23 protein-coding genes are annotated in these 20,797 nt (G+C 38.5%); all 23 read left to right on the top strand.

Annotation, left to right across the window (positions count from 1 at the left end; all coding sequences use genetic code 11):
* Positions 1–210: 210 nt before the first annotated feature.
* A complete protein-coding gene (locus ACIGXW_RS33345; protein ID WP_377922680.1) occupies positions 211–939 on the top strand; it encodes a serine/threonine protein kinase in 729 nt (242 codons plus the stop codon).
* Positions 940–1,029: 90 nt separating this feature from the next.
* Entirely contained in the window at positions 1,030–1,458 is a 429-nt protein-coding gene (locus ACIGXW_RS33340; protein ID WP_001086031.1) for a phBC6A51 family helix-turn-helix protein, read from the top strand.
* Between the two features lie 16 nt (positions 1,459–1,474).
* Positions 1,475–3,190: a phage terminase large subunit gene (terL, locus tag ACIGXW_RS33335; RefSeq protein WP_377922681.1), complete on the top strand. Its 1,716-nt coding sequence runs from the start codon at positions 1,475–1,477 to the stop codon at positions 3,188–3,190.
* A gap of 43 nt (positions 3,191–3,233) precedes the next feature.
* Positions 3,234–4,724, top strand: coding sequence for a phage portal protein (locus tag ACIGXW_RS33330; protein ID WP_399576634.1), 1,491 nt, complete (start codon positions 3,234–3,236; stop codon positions 4,722–4,724).
* Positions 4,725–4,797: 73 nt separating this feature from the next.
* The gene (locus ACIGXW_RS33325) at positions 4,798–5,565 is read left to right on the top strand and encodes a phage scaffolding protein (RefSeq protein ID WP_377922683.1); all 768 of its coding nucleotides are present in this window, start codon (positions 4,798–4,800) and stop codon (positions 5,563–5,565) included.
* A 59-nt stretch (positions 5,566–5,624) separates the two neighbouring features.
* The gene (locus ACIGXW_RS33320; protein ID WP_377922684.1) at positions 5,625–6,749 is read left to right on the top strand and encodes a DUF5309 family protein; all 1,125 of its coding nucleotides are present in this window, start codon (positions 5,625–5,627) and stop codon (positions 6,747–6,749) included.
* 49 nt (positions 6,750–6,798) lie between these two features.
* A complete protein-coding gene (locus ACIGXW_RS33315) occupies positions 6,799–7,023 on the top strand; it encodes a head fiber protein (protein WP_377922685.1) in 225 nt (74 codons plus the stop codon).
* 29 nt (positions 7,024–7,052) lie between these two features.
* Positions 7,053–7,394 carry a hypothetical protein gene (locus ACIGXW_RS33310; protein WP_377922687.1) on the top strand — a complete coding sequence of 114 codons (342 nt, stop codon included), beginning with the start codon at positions 7,053–7,055 and terminating at the stop codon, positions 7,392–7,394.
* 4 nt (positions 7,395–7,398) lie between these two features.
* Positions 7,399–8,205 (top strand): hypothetical protein, encoded by an 807-nt coding sequence (locus tag ACIGXW_RS33305; protein WP_377922688.1) that lies wholly within the window; start codon positions 7,399–7,401, stop codon positions 8,203–8,205.
* 3 nt (positions 8,206–8,208) lie between these two features.
* Positions 8,209–8,583: a hypothetical protein gene (locus ACIGXW_RS33300; protein ID WP_377922689.1), complete on the top strand. Its 375-nt coding sequence runs from the start codon at positions 8,209–8,211 to the stop codon at positions 8,581–8,583.
* Positions 8,583–8,942 (top strand): hypothetical protein, encoded by a 360-nt coding sequence (locus tag ACIGXW_RS33295; protein ID WP_377922690.1) that lies wholly within the window; start codon positions 8,583–8,585, stop codon positions 8,940–8,942. Before ACIGXW_RS33300 ends, ACIGXW_RS33295 begins: the two co-directional genes overlap by 1 nt.
* Positions 8,943–8,944: 2 nt before the next feature.
* Positions 8,945–9,352 (top strand): hypothetical protein, encoded by a 408-nt coding sequence (locus tag ACIGXW_RS33290; RefSeq protein WP_377922691.1) that lies wholly within the window; start codon positions 8,945–8,947, stop codon positions 9,350–9,352.
* A 13-nt stretch (positions 9,353–9,365) separates the two neighbouring features.
* Complete coding sequence (locus ACIGXW_RS33285) at positions 9,366–9,881, top strand: phage major tail protein, TP901-1 family (protein WP_262787371.1); 516 nt, start codon at positions 9,366–9,368, stop codon at positions 9,879–9,881.
* A gap of 51 nt (positions 9,882–9,932) precedes the next feature.
* On the top strand, positions 9,933–10,310 hold the full coding sequence (locus tag ACIGXW_RS33280) for a tail assembly chaperone (protein WP_042512732.1): 378 nt from the start codon (positions 9,933–9,935) through the stop codon (positions 10,308–10,310).
* A 41-nt stretch (positions 10,311–10,351) separates the two neighbouring features.
* Complete coding sequence (locus tag ACIGXW_RS33275) at positions 10,352–10,654, top strand: hypothetical protein (RefSeq protein WP_399576633.1); 303 nt, start codon at positions 10,352–10,354, stop codon at positions 10,652–10,654.
* A gap of 9 nt (positions 10,655–10,663) precedes the next feature.
* Complete coding sequence (locus ACIGXW_RS33270; RefSeq protein ID WP_399576632.1) at positions 10,664–14,479, top strand: phage tail tape measure protein; 3,816 nt, start codon at positions 10,664–10,666, stop codon at positions 14,477–14,479.
* Between the two features lie 14 nt (positions 14,480–14,493).
* Positions 14,494–16,008, top strand: coding sequence for a distal tail protein Dit (locus ACIGXW_RS33265; protein ID WP_377922692.1), 1,515 nt, complete (start codon positions 14,494–14,496; stop codon positions 16,006–16,008).
* A complete protein-coding gene (locus ACIGXW_RS33260) occupies positions 16,005–17,930 on the top strand; it encodes a phage tail spike protein (RefSeq protein ID WP_399576631.1) in 1,926 nt (641 codons plus the stop codon). Before ACIGXW_RS33265 ends, ACIGXW_RS33260 begins: the two co-directional genes overlap by 4 nt.
* A gap of 23 nt (positions 17,931–17,953) precedes the next feature.
* Complete coding sequence (locus ACIGXW_RS33255; RefSeq protein WP_377922693.1) at positions 17,954–18,229, top strand: AbrB/MazE/SpoVT family DNA-binding domain-containing protein; 276 nt, start codon at positions 17,954–17,956, stop codon at positions 18,227–18,229.
* Between the two features lie 85 nt (positions 18,230–18,314).
* On the top strand, positions 18,315–18,608 hold the full coding sequence (locus tag ACIGXW_RS33250) for a hypothetical protein (protein WP_399576630.1): 294 nt from the start codon (positions 18,315–18,317) through the stop codon (positions 18,606–18,608).
* Positions 18,609–18,620: 12 nt separating this feature from the next.
* Positions 18,621–18,851 (top strand): phage holin, encoded by a 231-nt coding sequence (locus ACIGXW_RS33245; protein ID WP_377922695.1) that lies wholly within the window; start codon positions 18,621–18,623, stop codon positions 18,849–18,851.
* A gap of 17 nt (positions 18,852–18,868) precedes the next feature.
* Positions 18,869–19,933, top strand: a complete 1,065-nt coding sequence (locus ACIGXW_RS33240) for an N-acetylmuramoyl-L-alanine amidase (RefSeq protein WP_377922696.1) — start codon at positions 18,869–18,871, stop codon at positions 19,931–19,933.
* 205 nt (positions 19,934–20,138) lie between these two features.
* Positions 20,139–20,797: P-loop NTPase fold protein (locus ACIGXW_RS33235; protein WP_399576629.1), on the top strand; the 659-nt coding region annotated here is incomplete at its 3' end.

Here is a 20,797-nt window from a genome sequence, read left to right as displayed (position 1 = left end):
GGCTTTTTCTTTTTGGTCACAAAAAATTCAATCCCCCGGGGGAGGGCAATTTTGATTAAGGGCTGGCAGACGCCCGTAACGTTCCGCCATGATTTTGAAACTCAGGTAGTGGGATTTTAGTGAAAATTTAAAAGAATGCGTAACTTCTATGGTATACTTAACAGGACTTAACTTACATTTTCTGTAGGAAATGAGATGGGAGGAAGAAGCGTGAATACATACGAAGAGAAATATGCGAAAACAAAAGAGAAGCAGTTAGTTTTGTGGAAAGAAATGGTTCATAGGGTATTTGGTGAAAACCAAAATGATTTAATTAAAATTACTGACCGCAACCAGATAATTGAAATTTTAAATGCGGTTGGTACAGATGAAGCGGATAATCATACCTTTTTACCTACAAGTGGTGGCTTAGATTTACATGGAGCCACAGCATCACATGAAGAAGGTCGTATAGAGTTAACATTTGAAGGCCGTACTACATATATAGTAAACCCCGACTCATTGACTTTTCACCAAGTAGGGGAAGACCCTGAATGGTGGTATTTTAGACTAAATACTAAGCCTTTTAAAGCTAGTGGTGTCTATGAAGAAACAACTTCAGTGGAACAAGTATTTGAATCAGAACTTGATAAGGAAGTATCATGGTCTATGAGCTATTATGGAGAAGAAGTTCTAGAACTTGAAGCTGGTGTGTATGTAGATTATGCTGTTCGGGAGATTGGCCATCTAGGTTACGACGAGTATGGAAATTCAATTCCACTTCCTGATAGTGCACGTACTGTACATAGAGGGATTAATGGCGGTTCTTACGCTATTTTTTCTAAATATGCACTATACAATCGAGTTAGTTCAACGTATGATGCTAGACACAATAAAGTAAGTGATGATGAATTTCGAGTTTATATTAACAATATAGTAAATTCATTAAATAAAAAATAAACGCTATGTTATGAAAATATTAATAGTTTCAAGGCAATCGATACTAAATCGGTTGCCTTTTTTTATTTCACGAAGAAAGGGAGCGAAACAATGGCTAAGTTAGACGAATTAAAGCAGAAACTCACGGCTAAACAAATTCAAGCAGCGTACTTACTTGTAGAAAACGAGTTGATGGAATCGAATAACGAGGAAAAAAGAACCCAAGACGAAATGGCGAATGAACTCGGCATTAATCGGACAACGCTTTGGGAGTGGCGAACTAAGAATCAAGACTTTATTGCATTCAAGAGCGAAGTGGCTGACAGTTTCCTTGCAGAGAAGCGAGAGCAGGTCTATAGCAAGTTAATGCAGTTAATCTTAGGACCGCAACCAAGTGTAAAAGCGATGCAATTGTACATGCAGCGATTCGGTTTACTGACTGACAAGAAAGTAATCGAGGGTGATCTAGGAAATGCGACTCGTACTAATGCCGAAATCGAAGAACAGCTTGAGAAATTAAAAAAATTAACAGGCGAATAAAAGGAGGACGGGCTACATGGCATATATAGACGGTAAATGGTTAGCCCGTCAAGAACGTCAGGAGCGTATCAATCTTGTAGCAGAAAGGGCAAAGAAATTACAGGAGTTGTACGAAACTGGCGAGGCTACAGAATATTACATGGATACACTACTTGCTGACATCGATGAGCTAGAAAAGTTAAAAAGGGTGCATCGCGGGGAACATGACATGCTGTATTTCATGTATGAGTATTTCTCTGAAGAAGGGAATCCCGGTAATCCGGATAACTTAATTCCAGCTGGAGTAACGATGGATGACGCTGCAGAATTTCACCAAACGTTATGTGGGCTATTAGATGACATCACAACAGGTAGGGAGAAAAAGAAAAAAGTAGCCTGGAGTGTAGGACGTGGCCACGCGAAAACAGCTTATCTGAGTAACGGTTATTTGTGTCATCAAGTCGTGTATCGATTAAAGCAGTACATTGTTTTGATTTCTGAGACATCCGATGTAGCTGGTGACTTTATATCATGGGCGCGTGATCAGTTAAAGTACAACGAGAAATTACGTGAAGACTTCGGCATTTTGCTTCATGAACAAAAGAGCCGAAATGAAGTAGATAACGATAAAGAATTCGTGACTTTAACGAACACGAAAGTCGAAGCAAAAGGTATCGGGACACAGGTACGTGGATTACGTCACGGTTCAAAAAGGGTTCAGCTTTATATTTTGGATGATTTGGAGAGTAAAGAAAATACCGCGACAGTTGATTTGATTGCAAAAAACAAACGATGGTTCAAGGAAGAGTTGCTACCAGGTTTGAGTCGTCAAGAAGGTGCTTGTATTTACATGGGTACCATCGTTTGTTACGACAGTTTATTGCATCATGTTATTAAAAACCGTCGTGATTTCGTATCAAGATCGTTCCCAGCAATTTTGAAATGGTCAGAGCGTGAAGATTTATGGCAAAAATGGCGTGAGATTCGTCAGGTAGATGAAGAGGGTGCTTCTGATAAAGCTCGGGAATTTTATGAGCAGAACAAAGAAGAAATGCTCCGGGGGACAAAAACATTATGGCCGTCACATTTCCCTTACATCGATTTGATGGAAATTAGGGAAGATGACGGAACAAAAGCGTTTAATCAGGAGTACTTATGCAACCCGACTGATGAGGAAAGACAGATATTTAAACCTAAATATTTCACGTACTGTACTGAAAGTGATCTAAAAGATAAACAACTTTTGTATTATGGTGCGGTTGACTTTGCAATGGGGAAAGAAAAAGGTGACTACAGCGTAGTAGTTACACTTGCGAAAAACGTAGAAACAGGTACTTGTTACGTGATTGATATTTTTATGGAACGTGTGCATCCAAATACATTGTTAGAAAAGGCTGTAGAATACACGCTGGCATATCAATATGAATCAATCGCAGTAGAGGCACAACAAGCGCAGGAGTGGTTTGCTGAGAAAGTTGCTGAAGCGTTGCAAAAGAAAGGTTATCCTTCATCGACTCGCTTAAAACAAATTAAGCAACGTACACGAAAAGCACTACGTATTGAGTCATTATTACCGGATATACAGAGCGGTAAATTACGTTTTATGAAACATTTACGTGCTTTATTGGAGCAATTTGAAATGTATCCGATGCATCCACATGATGATGGTCCGGATGCGGTTCAAATGGCTTTTTCTATTGCGTATAAACGTGCAAGACGTAAAGCAGGAACGACAGGAAATTCAAGATATTAAGAAGGGAGGGGCTTGAATGAGAGTACAAGGGGATCGGAATTTTATGAATCCGGTGGAAATTGTAATGCCAGTTCGTACCGCGCTTGGTGATTCTGAGTGGACACGAATGATGGCTGAGGTTCGGTTATATGAACGGTATGACGGTGACTTAAATGTATGGTCTGATTACAAAAAGCCTGACAATCTAGATTATGAACCTACGAAAATACAACTTGATTATCCTCAAAAAATCGTAAACATGATTGCTGCATGGCAATTTGAAAAAGAACCAAAAGTAACAGTTCCTCCTGATGTAATAGATGATCCAGCGCTTATGATTCAATCAGGTTATGAACCTAGCGAAGAACAGCAAACCGAAAATAGTAGAGCGAAAGCAAAAGAACGGTTATTGACATGGGTTTGGGATGACAACCGAATGCATGAAAAGTTACTTGCAGCAGCAAAAGATCGTGCTATATCAAAAACTGGTGTGTATGCTCGTATTCACTATGATAAACGTCGAGGTGAATTTAAAATTATTTGGCATCCATCAACAGAAGTCATTGCAAAGTATAACGAATGGGATATAGATCAGCTGGAAGAAATTCATTTTATTGCGTGGCTTGATGAAGAACAAACAAAAATGTGGAAGCTATCGTATTACTTAGTTTGGCATGAAGAAGCCGGTGTGTACGACTGCGAAATTGAAGAGGCAGTATACAACGGTGACTTAGAAAAACAAGAGGATAGGGTTGAACGCTCATCAATGGGTATCGATTTTATTCCTGTTGTACCTGTACCGACTGAAAAACTAAGTAAACGTACGACAGGTTACAGCGAGCTTGAAAAAACGATAAAACTGTCTGATGAAATCGATAAAAAAATGTCTGATTACTCGGACGCATTACGTTTTGAAATGTTTGCTATTACGTTGTTAACGAATGTAGATGAGGATCCGAAGAATCCACTTCAAGTTGCGCCTGGTGCGAAATGGGATTTAGGTGACGGCGCTGAAGATGCAGGTGAGCCTAGCGCTAAAAAGTTGGAAAGTGGATTCCGATTTAAAGAAACCATTGAAGCCTATTTGGATCGATTGCAGAAACGTCTACATGAAAAAGCTGAGGTACCAATGGTGAATACCGCTGATATGAATACGGGCGGTATAAACGATATGGCTGTACAGCTTTTATTCAGTAATATCATTTCGAAAACGCAACGCTCATGGGTTATATGGCAATCACGCCTACAAACCTTAAATGAGTATATTTTGCGTTATATGAAAGCGAGGCAGGATGACCCAAAATTCAAATACGATAAAGAGATGTTAGCAAAAGTAGATAATTATTATGTTAGCAAGATTATTTTCGGTTTACCGTTGCCACAAGATCAAAAAGCGCTCATCGAACAGCTAGGAGATGAAATTTCTAACGAAATCGAATCAATTAAAGGTGCGATTACGAGAAGTGGTAAAGAAAATGCGGAGCAGAAATTCATGGAGATTATGCAAGAGCGGATGTTAAAACGACAGTCTCAGGATCCGTATAACGAAAAGTAATACTTGCCTTACGAAATGGCGCTATAAACTTTCGGAAATTATAGCCGACAGGCTTAAAATGGAGGATTTGCTAATGGAATACGCAAAACAAGCTACAGCATTAAAGTATTTTGTAGAAAAAGTACAAAAAACACCTAAGTTCCCACTTCGATTAAACCTTCAGTTTTTCTCTGATGGTGGTTCTGGTGATGATCCAAACAAAAAGCCTGGTGGTAATGATGACCCACCAAAAACTTTTACGCAAGAGGAGTTAGATGAAATTGTTAAGAAACGCTTAGAACGTGAACGTAACAAGTCAGCAGAACAGTATGGCGACTACGATGACGTAAAAGCAAAGTTAGCAGAATACGAAAAAGCTGAAGAAGAGCGTAAAAAGCAAGAAATGACGGAAATTGAACGTTTGCAGGCTGAAAAAGAAGAAGCCGATAAAAAGGCATTAGAGGCTTCCGAAGCAGCACAAAAAGCACAAGAAAAAGCAAATGCGCGTATTTTGAATACAGAAATTAAGAGTATTGCACGTGCTTTAGATGCAAATGATCCAGGGGATGTATTGGCTCTTTTAGATAAGTCGTCCATTACACTCGATGAGGACGGTAATTATCAGGGAGTTGAAGAGGCTGTTAATGTATTAAAAGAAAGTAAACCTTGGATGTTTAAGAAAGTTGTGGGGGCAGATGCGGCTGGTGGTGCGAATCCGGGAACAAATCCGAGAGCGAATGAAATTCTTGCTCTAGAAAAAGAGCTGGAAGAAGCGAAAGCAAAGGCGTTAAAAGACTCAAAGTTTGCGGGAGAAGTAACACGAATTTATAACAAGTTACTAGAAGCGAAAGCAAAGAAATAATCACTCGTTGGCTAAAGTCAGCGATTTTTTAATTTAAAAAATTTGAGGAGGCTACAAATATGCCAGTACCAACTACGTACGATTTTCAACAACAAGTAAGACAAATGCAAGCGAATGTGGATTTAATTTTAACGAAAGCACCTGTTCTTTTCGGGTTAATTGGGGTAGGCGAAGGGTTAACACAAACGAAATTTGAATGGCAAAATGATTACTTAAACTCAGATACAGGTATTGTGAAAACTGCAGCAGCTGTTGGTGCTACTGACCTGGTTTTAGAAAAGGGTGAAGCTCGTAAATTCACTGAAAATGCACTTGTACAAAATGGTTTAGAAGTGCTACGTGTAGTAAGTGTTGATGAAAACGCGGATAAAATCACTGTGCAACGTGGTTACGACGGCACGACAGCGGAAGCAATTACAGCCGGTGGAGAATTGAAAGTTATCGCAAGACCGCGACCAGAAGGTGAAGACGCATTCCGTAAGAATGAAATTAACGATCGTCTGGTGTCACATAACTTCTCGCAAATCTTTTCAAGATACGCATCTGTTTCACGTACACAGCAACAAGTGAACACATACGGCGTATCAAACGAATTAGATTACCAAGTAAACTTGCGTTTACAAGAGATGATTCGTGAAGCGAACACATCTTTAATTTATGGCCGTAGATATGCGGGCACTCCAGCGCAACCACGTACTACAGGTGGTTTATTCGCATTTGCGGGTTCTGAAGGTTCTCATAAGCAAGACTTTAAAGGGAACGAAATTGCTGCAAAGCCTTTAAACGATGCTGTAGAACAAGTATTTACGCGAGGCGGTTCAGCAAATACAATCTTATGTGGACCAAATATCGCACGACAAATTACAAAGCTTGGTGGCGATACAATTCGTACTACACGCCAAGATACTACGGCAGGTTACCAAATCTTATCGTTTGTATCTGATTTACCAGGTGGAGCGATTTCTAGTGTGGTAGTTGATTTAAATATGCCTAAAGATCGTGCTTTACTTCTTGATACAGAAAAAGTTAAGGCTCGTTACTTAACTCCGATTTATGATCAAGATGCTACACCGAATGGTGCGGATTACTTCTCTCGTGTCATTCGTGGAGAATTCGGATTTGAAATCAAGAATGCGAAAGAATCTATCGCTATTCTTGAGAATGTTTCTAAAACAATGGCTTAAAAGGTAGCGTTTTAGCTACCTTTTTTGCATTTTGAAAGGAGTTTTAAATATGCCTATTTCTGAAAATCAGGCACAACGGTTAAACAGATCGATGCCAATTGCGAATGACGTTAAATTAGGTACAGTTATTAAAGAACTACAAGAAAAAACAGCTCAATTACCTAAAAAAGCTGATAAACAGGCGGATAGTACTGCAAGTGATGTGGCTGGTGTAGTGAAAGACCTAAATGCACTGATTGCGAAGCTAAAAGCTGCAGGAATCATGAGCTCTTAATAAAATTACAGTGACGGAGGTGGCGCCAAATGAAGGTGTCGGAAAGGCTGGAGAGTCGGTTAGCAAAAGTTCCAAAAGTAACTCCGGAAGACATCGGAAATTGGCTCGCTGAAGCCGAAGCTGAGTCAGAGTTAACCGAAGAAGTAAACGCAAATGCTGTTTTTTATCTGACACTATCGTTTGCTTATGAGTCGATTGCAGCAGACGCAGCACGTTATTTTTCTTATACAGATGGTGAGGAGTCGGTTGATAAATCGATGATCTTTGCTAACTATAAGAAGTTATCAGCAGATGCGCTTAAAAAGTACAGGAAGTATAGACGGGGCAAAGGTACTCATCAAACATTTGCTAAGCGAGCAGATGGGAGATGATTACATGAGCGATTCTCAACAAGAAATGGATTCAGCACTTGATACCATTTCTGAAGAGTTTAAGGAAGAGCATGAAAAACAGGTTTCTGATACCGTTAAGGCCATTATCTTAATACGTTTGTTTTTAGTTGATTTGTTGAATGACTACCAAAAGGATGGGGTCATAAAACGTGGTAGGTTGAATGCTTTACTACGAGATCTTTCTGTTTATGAAAAAGAATTTCGTAAACAATCGGAGCAGTCATATCACATATTGATTGAAAATACGTCGAAATGGACCACATCAAAATTATCAGAAGCGGGTTTGGATGTGAAATCTATAGCAGCAGTGAATAAGCAAATTATTCAAGGAGCTATAAAAAGACCTGGAGAAGACGGTTTAATTTTATCGGATCGTGTATGGAATTTATCAGGAGATATGAAGGATCGCCTGAGTGGTGTAATTCGTCCAGCTGTACTAAAAGGCGAAAGTATCAGTATGATTTCTCAAAAAATTAAAGAAGTACACGACAACGAGAAATGGAAGATTGAGCGGGTCGCTATTTCTGAGAGTAACAATACGTATCGTGCAGCGACTATACAAAATGGTTTAGAAAGTGAAATCGTGGCAGGTTATCAAATTATTGATAATGGTCATCGTCACAGAAACCATTCACGGCACATATGTTATAAGTTAGCGAGACGTGATGCGTACGGTTTAGGTGCTGGGAAGTACCCGAAAAACATTCCAGAAAGCCTTATGAATCAATTAGTAAGCCCACATCCACAATGTTCTTCTCGACTGACTTACTTAATAAGCGAGGAGGTGTAGCAATTGCTTACTGAGGATGACATTAGAGAAATTCGTGAAAATCGTGAAATGATTGAGCAGGGGCGTAGAGAACCTGCGATTTTGCATATTAAAGGAGTTTCTGAGATAGATCCAATTACAGGTGAAGAAATACAAAGTGAACCTCGAAAAGAAACTGTTCAATTAGTTTGGAAGAAATTCACTTCAGTGGAAAAGACGAAGTTTGCTGGTCTTGATGTTAAAAAAGGGGAGGCGCTTGTTACATTTCCCCTTAATATGGATTTGGAGAACATTGAAAAAATTGAACGAAAAGGGGGTTTTTACGTTATCGAACTTATCGATGAAAGAGGGCTTGGTGGTGTGAATCGTAGAGAGGTAATTGTAAAGAGGGTGATTTGATGAAGGTTAAAGTTGTGGTTAAAGGACAAGCTGCTGTGTTAAAAGCGCATAATCCCAATAGGTACAAAAAACCAATCGAACAAACCGTAGAAAAACACACACGTCTACAGGCTAACCAAGCCTCTAATCGCGCTCCGATATTATTTGGCCCTTTATCTCAAAGTATCCCTGCAAGTGTGAAGATGATAGTAGGTGCAAAAATTATTGGAACATATGGATCTCCTCTTATATACGCGGCAGTACAAGAATTTACGCACAAAACCAAAAAAGGTTTTATGTGTAAAACAGCTTTTGAAGGTGAGAAACCGTTTGTAGATGATGTAAACAAAACTGTTCAACGTGTAACGAAGGGGCATTAGTTATGTTAAACGATGTAATATACTCACTTAAAAAAGCCCTGGACGTATTTGCACCTACTACATGGATTTATGATGGTGTTTCTGTATCGGGAAACACTAAACCTTTCATTACCATTGAGGACTTGTCAGGAACAATTAACAGGTATTCTAAAGAGAATTTCTCACGTAATCATCTGATTCAAGTTGGTGTATATGCAGAAAAAGTTTTTGATAGGAACGATTTGCAAGATAGAATAATTGACCGATTCGAAAAGGGTTCAATTGACTTGTATGACACAGGCAAAAAGAATCCGGAGCGAATCGGTTTTTTTTATGCAGAAGTAAAGAATTTTAAACCGCTGTCTCAAAAAGACGTTGAGGTTTTAACAGCGAAACATTTGAGTTTTATAACTATAACAATCAGAAATTAAAGGGGGAGTAAGAATGGCAGATGTAGCGAAAAGTAATGCTCCAGAGTTTAAAGGTGCGGAAACACTTTATTTAATTGATATCCCACAAGCTGACGGGAAAACTACAAAAACGGTTCGATTTTATAACCAAACATCGGGTTCCCGATCAATCGAAGCTGGAGAAATTGAGTTGAAAACAAAGGATAAAAGCGGATCTGATTACGGCGATGTAACACAATCCGCAAGTATTGAAGGTATTTGTACAGAAGGTGACGAGGGTCTTGATTATGTAGAAGAGGCCATTATTAATAAAATTTTAGTAAGAATTCATGAAGTTAACCTACGTAGTGCGACGGCTTCTTCATATAAAGTTAAATCAGGAACATACATGTTGAATAGCTTAGAGCTTTCTCATGAAAATGAGGAGTACTCAAAGTATTCTATCGGTTTAAAATTAAATGGGAAAATTTCTAAAGGCACAATTAGTACAGTACCTAACGGCGCACCAACTGGTGACGTGGCTACACCTTCTACACCTGAAACAAAGTGAGCAATCTAGCTCGCTTTTTTATTTTAAATAAAAACTTGGAGGTATTTAATAATGGCTGAAAAATCATATACACGTTTTGTAGTTAATGGAGAAGAATTTGAACTGAAATTTTGTCTAGAAGCAATTCGATTGCTAGATGAAAATGGCGGACCGATGCAATTTGTTTCTCAAACGATGCAAGGAGGAATTACAAACTTCGTTGATGTAATCTACTATGCGTTAATTCATACCGCAAAAGGTATTACATATGATGCGGTACAAAAAGAGATTGAAAAATTATTTAATGATCAAAAGCTAGATCTTGATGAAATTCTAAAGTACAACAAAGCGGTTGTGCTAAATAGTTTTTTCTTCCAGAAAACAGTGAAGAAACTTCTAGCGACGATGACAGCGGAACAACAGAAGTCGTTCGAGAACCTGTACGCATAAATATTGATGAATTGCAAGGTGAGTGTTTTCGTTTTTTTAATATGACCACCTTGCAATCTTGGCGTATCAGTCTCAAAGAATACCACATTATGCTCAATGGATATAAGGAACAACTACTTGATAAGTACGAATTTGCAAGTGTACAAGCTTTGTTTAATCGAAATGCTCAAAGTGACAAAATCAAGTCATTAGCGGATATATATACCCGTCCAGAAAATGTTCGTGATATTGAAAAACAAGCAAATGAACGGAAAGAAGTAGTTGAAAAAATTCAAAGAAACGAATCGTTCTTTGATCAAATAGAATCGATGATTAGAAGTCAAATACAAGAAGAGGAAGGGTAGGTGAGGTGAATGAGCCAGAACAAGGTAGAAACTCAGGTGATTGCGGATATATCTAATTTAATAAGTAACCTTGGACAAGCTACACAAGCATGGAATACGTTTTTTCAACAGATTAGTAGACCACCTCCTATCCCACCGGCTCCACAACCGCCGTCACCTCCACCATTACCGCCAGCGCCACCAGCACCACCGCCTCCTGATTATTCAGGGTGGCGTGCTAGATTTCAAGAAGTAGGTAATCAAGCAATTGAAATGGGCCGACGTGTACAGCAAACAGGACAAACAATGCAAAATGCATTTGGTCCTGCAGCTACAGCGTCGGCCTTTGCTTTAGGGAGTATGATTCAAAAGTCACGAGAATTTGAATCGCAAACTCGTAAAGCGGCAGTTTTAACTGCAGGCGACTACGGTCAAGTAAAGAAAGCGATTCTTGATATGGCAAAGGACTCTGTGTATTCAACAGGGCAGGTAGCAGCGGCTTTTGCTGAAATGGGTGCGAAAGGTTTCGATTCGGCTCAGGCAACGTCCGCATTACCTGGTGTGTTGAGTGCAGCGGCTGCATCAGGCGAAGACCTGGGGATGGTTGCTGATACGATTACGTCAGCTTTAAACTCATTTGGTATGGAGGCAAGTCAAAGTACACATGTTGCTGATGTTCTAGCAACAGCCGCAAACGCAACGGCTGCAGGTGTAGGGGATATGCAATACGCTTTTAAATATGCGGCGGGTCCAGCTGCTCAATTAGGCATATCGATGGAAGAATTAGCGGCTTCTGTTGGTATTATGTCAAATAGCGGTATTAAAGGGGAGACCGCTGGTACAGCATTACGTGCATCTTTACTACGTTTAGTTAAACCGCCAAAAGCAGCGGCAAATGAGTTAAAACGGCTTGGCGTATCTATTACGGATCAACACGGTAATATGAAACCATTGTCTCAAATTATTGGTGAATTAAAAACGGGAATGGAAGGTATGACAAGTGCACAAAAAGGTGCGGCGTTAGCAACAATATTTGGTACAGAAGCTGTATCAGGTATGATGGCACTCGTAGCAGCGGGACCTGAAAAGATTGATGCTTTAACACAATCCTTAGTGAAGTCGGATGGTGCGTCTAAAAAAGCTGCGGACTCCATGCTTGAAGGATGGGCCGGAGCACTGACGAAAATGGAATCCACTCTTGATGCTGCGGCACGTGCATTTACTGACGCATTAGCTCCTGCATTAATGGCCGTAGCTGGAGTAGTTGAAACCTTGGCAAACGCGTTTATGAAATTACCAGCTCCTGTGCAGACGGTAATTGCCTCCGTAGCGGCATTTACTACGGCTTTTTTAGTTGTAGCTACGGTTGCGGGTATTGTTATTAACGCGATTGGTGGAGCGATTATCACCTTCGGTCAACTTATGCTATGGATGTCGGGAACATCAAAAGCAGCGGTGATGCTACGGTCAGCTTTTACAGCATTAAGAGCCGGATTCGCGTTATTGTTAGGACCAGTCGGCGCTGTTATCGCGATTCTGGCTTTAGTAGGGGTAGCACTAGTTCAACTTTATAAGCATAACGAGACTTTCCGAAATGCCGTGAATAGTGCTTGGGAATCAATAAAAAGTGGGACAGTATCAGCTATCGAATCTATGAAGTCGGCACTAGATTCTTTAGGAACTTACCTTGGAACGGTACCTGCAAAATTTTCGGCGATGGGTAGTACTATAGGTACAGCCTTTGACGCAGCGATTGCTGTTATACAGTCAAAATTCATGTCAATTGGACAAAGTATAAGTGGAACATTTTCTTCCGCGATTTCCGGCTTAAGGTCGGCCTTTTCTGGGATAGGTTCTGCTATTTCACCAGTGATTGAATTTATAAAAATGTCATTTTCTTCTATCAGAAACACAATAGCAACCTTAGCACCGTTGATTGTACGATTAGGATTAACATTTTTAGGGGTTTCGGGACCTGTCGGTTGGGTAATAGCGATTGTAGCATCATTGGGGGCTACAATTTTTAAATTAATAAACACAAACGACCAAGTAAAATCAGCATTTATGTCAGCTTGGCAATCGATACAGCAGATTTTTTCTAATGTGATTTCGGCTATTTTACCGGTTGTTCAGTCAATGGCACAGGGGATTATGCAAGCTTTTGCGCCTCTAGCACCAGAGTTTCAAAAAACAGGTCAAGTTATAGCGGAAAGCTTTGCTACATTAGGCCCTGCGTTTGCGGAGTTAGGTGCGGCCTTTGGTGAGCTTGGTGCTACAATTGCAAGTCTTTTTGGTGAAATTGTACAAAGTGTAGTACCTTTAGCAGCTGAATTATTTACCGGATTTGGACAGGTCATACAACAAGTCATGCCTATGGTTACGGAGCTTATCCGTATGTTCGCTGATACAACTATAGAAATTATGCCGTTAATCAGTGAAGGGATTCAATTTTTATCTCAAATGTTTACAGATTTTGCGACTACAGTTTTACCGATATTCCTTCAAGCTTTTCAAACTGCATTCCCTATTATTTTACAGGTAATTCAGGCTGCGTTTAGCATAGCAGGAATGCTGATTCAAGGATTTGGAGAGGTTCTTTCAATCATAGCGACGTCAGTGATTCCGGTAATTCTTCAGGCGGTGCAAGCGGTCTTCCCGGTAATAGCTGGGATTATTGCCGCTGCGATTTCCATTGCGATTCCGATAATTCAATTATTAGGTCAGGTAATCTCAACTATAGCGACTACGGTTATTCCTTTGATTTTACAAATTGTCCAGGCAGTTTTCCCGGTAATAGTTTCGATAATTCAAGCGGCGATTCCCGTAGCCACTGCGATTCTTGAAGGGTTAGCCACAATCATAAAAGGCGTAGTGATCCCGGCGATTCAATTTATTTTGTCGATAGTCCAAGCGGTTTTTCCGGCAATTATGGGCGTCATAACCTCAGCAATTGGGATAATCACCAACATAATAAAGTTATTCACTTCAGTTTTAAAAGGAGATTGGAGTGGGGCCTGGAACGCGGTGAAGGGCATTACATCGAGCGTGATGTCATTGATTGGAAATATAATCCAAGGAGCGATAAGTTTAATTTCTGCGGTCGTGACTAGTGGACTAAATCTAGTGAAATCTATTTTCTCTAGTGTTCTATCAGCTGTAGGTTCTTTAGTAAGTTCGATTTTTTCAGGTATAGGTTCGGTCATTTCATCAACGATGTCTGCAGCAGGTAGCATTATTTCTTCAATGTGGAATGCAGCAAAGTCAGCGACATCGAGTATCCTAAATTCTATCTATAGCACAGTGACGCAAATTTTCAATAATGTGAAGTCATTCTTAAGTGGAATTGATTTAGGAAGCATAGGACGAAATATGATGCAAGGGCTTTTAAATGGTATAAGCTCAATGGCTGGAGCAATTTGGAATAAAATTACGGACATTGGAAATGGGATCAAAGATAAAATTTCTGGTCTGTTATCGATTCACTCGCCAAGTCGTTGGTTCAGGGATTTTATTGGTATCAATATGATGAAAGGCTGGATCAATGGTATTGACGCAATGAAAGGCGCCGTACAAAGAACAACAGAACAAATGACTGAATGGATGAAACCGGAGACGTTAAATGTAGAAACTGTATATGGAATGCCAAGAGGATTAGGTGTATATCAAACGGCAATGAAACAAACAAGCTCAGGAAATGAAGAGGTAGACACTGTTTCAAATTCTAAAGCTAGAAATAAGCAACCAGCAAATATTAACATACAGCTTGGTAAACAGGAATTTACGAGATTCGTTGACGATATTACAGGGGAACAAGAAGCAATTAAAAAACGTAAAGGGGTATTTTAAAGGAGGGCGGTAGATTGCTAATTTTTAATGGGATAAATTTAGAAGAATATTTTAATGAAAAATACAAAAAAGGATTCTTTATGATTAACGATATAAGAGGTCGTGGGATTTTAAGTGATGAAATTAACCAGTTAAAGGTATCTCACCGTCCCGGTTCATATTATTTAAGTAAACGGACTCCCGAGAGAGTGTTAGAAGTAGATTTCTCTCTAAAGGGAATCTCTCTTTTTGACTTAAGGAAACGCATCGATGAATTAAACGCCTTATTAAGTACTAATGCTCCTGTAGAAATATCGTTTACAGACGAGCCCAGCTTAGTATACTACGGAATTAAAGAATCTGTTGAAGAAACACTGGAAAAATCTAATATTCATCAAGCTACGATAACCATTATATGTCCAATGCCTTATAAATTAGGAGCAACTAAAACAAGTGAATTTGTTCAAAATTGGTCTACTGAAACAACAGCATACTTAGAGAATAAAGGAAGTGTGGAAGCACCCCCAATAATTGAAATGACGGTAAAAAAACCAAGTACTTTTTTAGATGTTTGGTTTGGCGAATATCCTAACGGACGTGACTATTTCCGTATTGGATCAACCTTATCTATCAATGATAACCCTGTGCAAGAAGATGAGCGTGTGTTATGGAGTGAAATGAATAATATCGTTGGTTGGACTGACGCTGGACAAATCGGAACCATTAAAAGTACAGGTAGATTTAATGTCAATGCTGGTAAAGATGCATTTGAAGTTGGTGAATGGGGAGACCAAAAGAATTTAGAATTCACGGGCCCTATATGGAAACGTTCGATACCTGGTGGACCTCTTACAGACTTTAAGGCTGAAATATTCGTTACTTTAATAGCTAAAAACTATTGGGAAATGGGCCGAGTTAGTATGTTTTTATTGGACGAACAAGGCGATTTAGTAGCCGATGTCAACATGAATGACCTTTATTGGACTGCTAAACAAACACATGCTTATGCGCGCATTGGAGACGTTTCGCAACCAAATAACACAAGAAAGCTATTTGACTCTGGAGGTAATGGTAATACAGCATTTAATGATTTCTATGGGCGTATGGCAATCGCTCGCCGTGGTAAAAAGTGGTCTGTTTACTTTGCTAGATTTCGAGATGGAACAGAGATAGACGACTATAAGGCGGTGGAATTTTTCACAGACGATGAAAAAAATCCAATGACAGTGACTGGTAGAAAAGTAGCTCAAGTAGCTATTGGTATTCAACGATGGTCTACTAGTGACCCTACTAACCTGATGAGAATAAATGATTTGAAGGTTTGGAAGATTAATAAAGTACCTGACCAAAGTAAGCCATACTTAGTAGATACTGGCGACAAAGTTGTAATTGATACAGAAAGAAGCCTTGTTACGATTAATGGGAAAAATGCTATTAATATTAAAGATATATTTAGTGAGTTCCCGACTATAATCAGAGGACATAATCGAATTGATATTATGCCGCCAGATGTTACAGCGACAATTAGTTTCAGGGAGAGGTATCGATGAGAGCACCAAGCGGAACACTTCATGTTGTTGATTTTAAAACCAATCAGGTTGTCTCGGCGATTCAATCAAAAGATTATTGGGACGATAAAAGGCATTGGGAAATTAAAAATAATGTTGATATGCTGGATTTTACTGTCTTTGATGGAACTGATCACGCAGCTACACTGATGCAGCAAAATTTAGTGTTAAAAGTAGTGAGAGACGGTCGTATCGTCCCCTATGTTATAGATGATACTCAAAAAAGTTCTGATGGTCGTTCATTGACGGTGTATGCTTCAGGCGAATGGATATTACTGAAAAAGGAAGGGATTATTAAACCGCAAAAAATTCAGAGCAAGACTGTAAATGAATTTATCGATATGGCGCTTGTCGGGACAAAGTGGAGACGTGGCATTACAGAATATGCTGGCTTCCACACAATGTCTATTGATGAATTTATTGACCCGCTTAAATTTCTTAAAGATATTGCTTCACTTTTCGATTTAGAAATTGTTTATCGAGCTGAAGTTGTCGGTTCTCGAATTGTTGGCCGGTATGTAGATATGGTAAAAAGTCGAGGTAGAGATACTGGAAAAGAGGTTACATTAGGGAAAGATTTAAACGGTATTGTACGAAGAGAAAACTCTCAAAACATCTGTACAGCTCTTGTTGGATTTGTAAGAGGAGAAGAGGGGAAATTAGTAACAGTAGAGAGCATTAACGGTGGTTTTCCTTATATTATTGATCACGAGGCATTTCAACGTTGGAATGAGAATGGTCAGCATAAATTCGGCTTTTATACACCTGAAACTGAAGATCAAAATATGACGCCGGAACGCCTAAAGACGCTTATGAAAATGGAATTAAAAAAGCGTGTGAATTCCTCTGTTCAGTATGAAGTTGATGCAATTGCCATCGATAAAGTATTTGGCCTGAGACATGAGGAAACCACGGAGGGTGACATTATAAGAATTAAAGATACAGGTTTTACACCTAAATTGTATCTTGTGGCCAGGGCAATTGCGGGTGATGAGTCATTTACAAATCCATCTTCAAACAAATATGTATTTGGGGATTTTATAGAAGTCATTGATACGAGAGAAGAAATGCAAAAGTTATACAATAAAATTAGAAATTCTCTGTGGGATAAAGCAAGTAATGAGGCTTTGAAACTACTTGAAAAACAATTAGAAGAAACATCTAGTGGTTTTGACGATAGATTAATTGCTATGAAAACAAGTCTTGAACAAACCGACTACTCCATTGCTTTAAATGCACAGGCTGTTAATGCGAAGATGGAAAAGTTATCATCCGCATTAGAAGTAAATGCAAGAGAAATAAAGGCGAAAGTTGGAAAAAACGACATTGCTTCTGAATTAAATATAAATCCACAAAGTGTACTTATAAAGTCAGAACTAATTGATCTAGTCGGTAAAGTAAAAGCTGAATGGTTAATGGCTGGCTTGTTAATGGGTATGACCATTAAAACAAGTAATACCAGCGAATATTTGCATATGGAAAACCAAGTTTTACGTTTTGTAAATCAAGGGACAGATAAGATTGTAATAGGCTTCGAGAATGAATGGAAAAGTCGAACCTCAAATCCTTATATTGTATTAGGTCAAGGTTCTGGAAATGGTAGAAACTTTGGTAGTATCTACAAAGATAATGATGGAGTGTACTACCGATATGTAGATAATAATGGTGCTGAGAGCAACATTCGTTTAACAGCCCAAGGGAACATTGGTATTACGGCTCAAGATGGAATCTGGGTTACATCTAAAAGAGTTAATTTTACAGCTCCAATTGAAACACCCGCAATTAAGTTTAACTCTTTTGGTTCAACGCCGAGTTCTCAGCAAGGAGTAGTATGGGTAGGACACGGTTATAACGGATTCGGACCTTACTTCTATAATAATGGCTGGATTCCATTAAAGTATTAATAATTTAAAAAGGAGTAATTATTATGAGTAAATTTTTAGGTGTATTAGCAAATATAACCTCAGAAGGAACACTTCAATTACCGCTAGATATGTTAGAAACAGCAGGTATCAAGCCTAATTCAAAGGTAGAAATATTTTCTGATACCTCTAATTTGTTCATCCGTACTGCAGAGAAATTTTGTGATATTTGTGGTGGGAATACAAATACAACACGAATTGGTAACCAAGAAATTTGTAAAGATTGTTTAGATAGAATTGCACAAGCTTCACAAGAACGACAAAACACGGTTTCTGAATAAGTGAGTAAAGGTAATAAGAAATTTAATTACTTTAACAAAATGGAGCAGCTGTAGCTGGTCTTTTTTATTTTTTATAAATGAAGGGGTGGCGGAGGTGGATCAAAGGGAGTATGAACGTATTGCGAAACTAGAAGTACAACTGCAATCTATGAATGCTGCAGTTATACGAATAGAGGAAAAGCTAGATTACAATCAAAAGAATTACATGCAGCGTACTGAAATAGACGAGATGTTCAAGTTTCGTGATCGAGAAATACGTGATTTAAAGCTTGCACAAGAAAAGCTAGACAGTAACAAAAAAGCTCATATATCGATATGGATTTCAGGACTGTCATTGGCAGTCCTTTTATTATTTAACATTTTAAATTTCCTAAAATAAGGAGCTGTTCGTATGAGAAATTTCGATAACGCGTCAATTACACGTTTTACGATACTAATCATTGCAGTAATAAATAGCGTACTAAATCTTACAGGCTATCAAACAATCAGCAATGAATTGGCCAATAATATTGTGGCCGTAATCACTGGAGCGTACACGTTGTATATGGCATGGAAAAACAACTACTTATCAAATAAAGGTATGCAGCAAAAAGAGGTGCTTGAAAAACACAATTTGAAATAAAAAGGGGACGGTGGCTGATGAAACACTCTTTGAAATTTGTAGTCGCGTTATTTACGATTCTCGTTCTTACTGTGTCTTTTACTATTTGTGCTTTTGCTGACAGAGTATTACTGATACCAGACTTACCGAAGCAAGGTTATCGATATGGAGTAGGGGCGTATGAAGGGGTCGTAGCACATTCCACCGCCACACCGGAGGCGCCTGCAATTAACATTCAAAAATATGAGACTCGTACTTGGAGAAATGCGTTTGTTCACTATGCTGTAGATTGGGACGAGGTTATTCAAATCGCAGATACGAATTACATTGCATATGGTGCTGGACCGGGAGCAAATAAAAGCTTTGTACATGTAGAGCTTTGCGAAACAGCAAACTATGAGAAGTTCAAGCGTTCCTATGATAAATATGTAAAGTTAATAGCTAAAATCCTACGTGATCGAGGGCTATCTGTAGAAAAAGGATTATGGACTCACTACGATGTAACGAAATATCTTGGTGGGACAGATCATGAAGATCCACTTGATTACTTAAAGTCTCATGGTGTTTCAGAAGCTCAATTTAGAGCAGATATACAACGTTCATACAATAATTCTAATGTGGATGTTTCTGTTCCTGAGAAGCCTTCTAAACCAGCAGAAGTACCAACAGCTGTAACGGATGGTATTGCTTATATTGAAGGATACAATGTTAACTTAAGAAAAGGACCGGGTACGAGCTATTCTAAGATTCGTCAATTAAATAAACCAGAATCATATATCGTGTGGGGCGAAAAGGATAGTTGGTTAAATCTTGGTGGAGAGCAATGGATTAAGAACGATCCATCTTACGTTAAATTTAGTAAAAAAAGTACGGTGGATTCTTCTATTGTAGGAAAACGTGTTGTTTCAAAGGTTAACAATCTACGTTTTTATGACACTCCATCCTGGCAGGATAAAGATGTTGCTGGTTCTGTAAATGCAGGATTAGGATTTTCGATAGATGCGAAAGTAACTGTCAATGGATCGTCACAATATAAAGTACGCAATAGCAAAGCTAAAACATACTATGTAACAGCAAATTCAGCCTATGTGTATGTGAAGTAGAAAGAGGGCCTGCTCAACTATGAGTAGGCCCTCTTTTTTATATAGTAATCTAACTAATTTATCGAATTTAAACCCTTTATATGAAACACGTCTTTTTAAAGAGCAAAATGTGTCACAACAAAAATTATAAAATCTCTTGAAAAATATTGATATAATGTTAATAGAATACAAAATGCATATAGCTATAAATTAGGAGGAGTGTTCTATGTCAACATTACTGAGTGAATCTGAGAAGTATACAGCTGATGGTGTATTAGATTACATAAACAGGAAAAACACAAGTTATGCCATCTTATTAAATGGAGAATGGGGAAGTGGGAAAACTTATTTTTGGGAAAATGTATTAAAAAAAGAGATAAAAAAAATAAATGAAAAAATCATATATGTATCATTATACGGTGTTAATAGTATAGAGGAAATCAACAAAAAGATTTTCTTAGGTAAATGGGAAAAACTTGAGAAAGTTACTGAAAATAAAATTGTAGGGGGAGTTACGGAAATAGCAAAAGCTATATTAGGAAGTGCGAAAAACATGGAACTTCCATTTATAAAAGGCATAGAAGCTCCTAACATAGATTATCGAAAGTTTCTTGATTTTACTGAAACGGTTTTGTGTTTTGATGATATAGAAAGAGCGAGTATAGACATTAATGAGGTATTAGGATATATAAATAATTTTGTGGAACATGATGGTATAAAGGTTATTTTGATTGCCAATGAAAATGAAATAGTAGCAAAATTAAATGATAAAAATGCTGAACTTAAGATGTTAACAACGTGTTTTTATACGGATAAAAAAGGGGAATTCAATCAGGAAGTTAGCTCTGATTCAGACCAAGAACAGACATCTATAAATGATTTAAT

This window comes from Streptomyces sp. NPDC053079 (genome assembly GCF_044546695.1).
Lineage (GTDB): Bacteria > Actinomycetota > Actinomycetes > Streptomycetales > Streptomycetaceae > Streptomyces.
Note: the sequence above shows the minus strand (reverse complement) of the source record. Positions and strands in the feature narration are given on the sequence as shown.

What these genes read in the sequence shown, in the direction of transcription:
- ACIGXW_RS33310 (WP_377922687.1), top strand. Translation starts at nt 7,053, where the DNA reads ATGAAGGTGTCGGAAAGGCTGGAGAGTCGGTTAGCAAAAGTTCCAAAA.
- ACIGXW_RS33340 (WP_001086031.1), top strand. Translation starts at nt 1,030, where the DNA reads ATGGCTAAGTTAGACGAATTAAAGCAGAAACTCACGGCTAAACAAATT.
- ACIGXW_RS33285 (WP_262787371.1), top strand. Translation starts at nt 9,366, where the DNA reads ATGGCAGATGTAGCGAAAAGTAATGCTCCAGAGTTTAAAGGTGCGGAA.
- ACIGXW_RS33330 (WP_399576634.1), top strand. Translation starts at nt 3,234, where the DNA reads ATGAATCCGGTGGAAATTGTAATGCCAGTTCGTACCGCGCTTGGTGAT.
- ACIGXW_RS33315 (WP_377922685.1), top strand. Translation starts at nt 6,799, where the DNA reads ATGCCTATTTCTGAAAATCAGGCACAACGGTTAAACAGATCGATGCCA.
- ACIGXW_RS33320 (WP_377922684.1), top strand. Translation starts at nt 5,625, where the DNA reads ATGCCAGTACCAACTACGTACGATTTTCAACAACAAGTAAGACAAATG.
- ACIGXW_RS33295 (WP_377922690.1), top strand. Translation starts at nt 8,583, where the DNA reads ATGAAGGTTAAAGTTGTGGTTAAAGGACAAGCTGCTGTGTTAAAAGCG.
- ACIGXW_RS33280 (WP_042512732.1), top strand. Translation starts at nt 9,933, where the DNA reads ATGGCTGAAAAATCATATACACGTTTTGTAGTTAATGGAGAAGAATTT.
- ACIGXW_RS33305 (WP_377922688.1), top strand. Translation starts at nt 7,399, where the DNA reads ATGAGCGATTCTCAACAAGAAATGGATTCAGCACTTGATACCATTTCT.
- ACIGXW_RS33245 (WP_377922695.1), top strand. Translation starts at nt 18,621, where the DNA reads ATGAGAAATTTCGATAACGCGTCAATTACACGTTTTACGATACTAATC.
- terL (WP_377922681.1), top strand. Translation starts at nt 1,475, where the DNA reads ATGGCATATATAGACGGTAAATGGTTAGCCCGTCAAGAACGTCAGGAG.
- ACIGXW_RS33260 (WP_399576631.1), top strand. Translation starts at nt 16,005, where the DNA reads ATGAGAGCACCAAGCGGAACACTTCATGTTGTTGATTTTAAAACCAAT.
- ACIGXW_RS33255 (WP_377922693.1), top strand. Translation starts at nt 17,954, where the DNA reads ATGAGTAAATTTTTAGGTGTATTAGCAAATATAACCTCAGAAGGAACA.
- ACIGXW_RS33290 (WP_377922691.1), top strand. Translation starts at nt 8,945, where the DNA reads ATGTTAAACGATGTAATATACTCACTTAAAAAAGCCCTGGACGTATTT.
- ACIGXW_RS33325 (WP_377922683.1), top strand. Translation starts at nt 4,798, where the DNA reads ATGGAATACGCAAAACAAGCTACAGCATTAAAGTATTTTGTAGAAAAA.
- ACIGXW_RS33270 (WP_399576632.1), top strand. Translation starts at nt 10,664, where the DNA reads ATGAGCCAGAACAAGGTAGAAACTCAGGTGATTGCGGATATATCTAAT.
- ACIGXW_RS33275 (WP_399576633.1), top strand. Translation starts at nt 10,352, where the DNA reads ATGACCACCTTGCAATCTTGGCGTATCAGTCTCAAAGAATACCACATT.
- ACIGXW_RS33240 (WP_377922696.1), top strand. Translation starts at nt 18,869, where the DNA reads ATGAAACACTCTTTGAAATTTGTAGTCGCGTTATTTACGATTCTCGTT.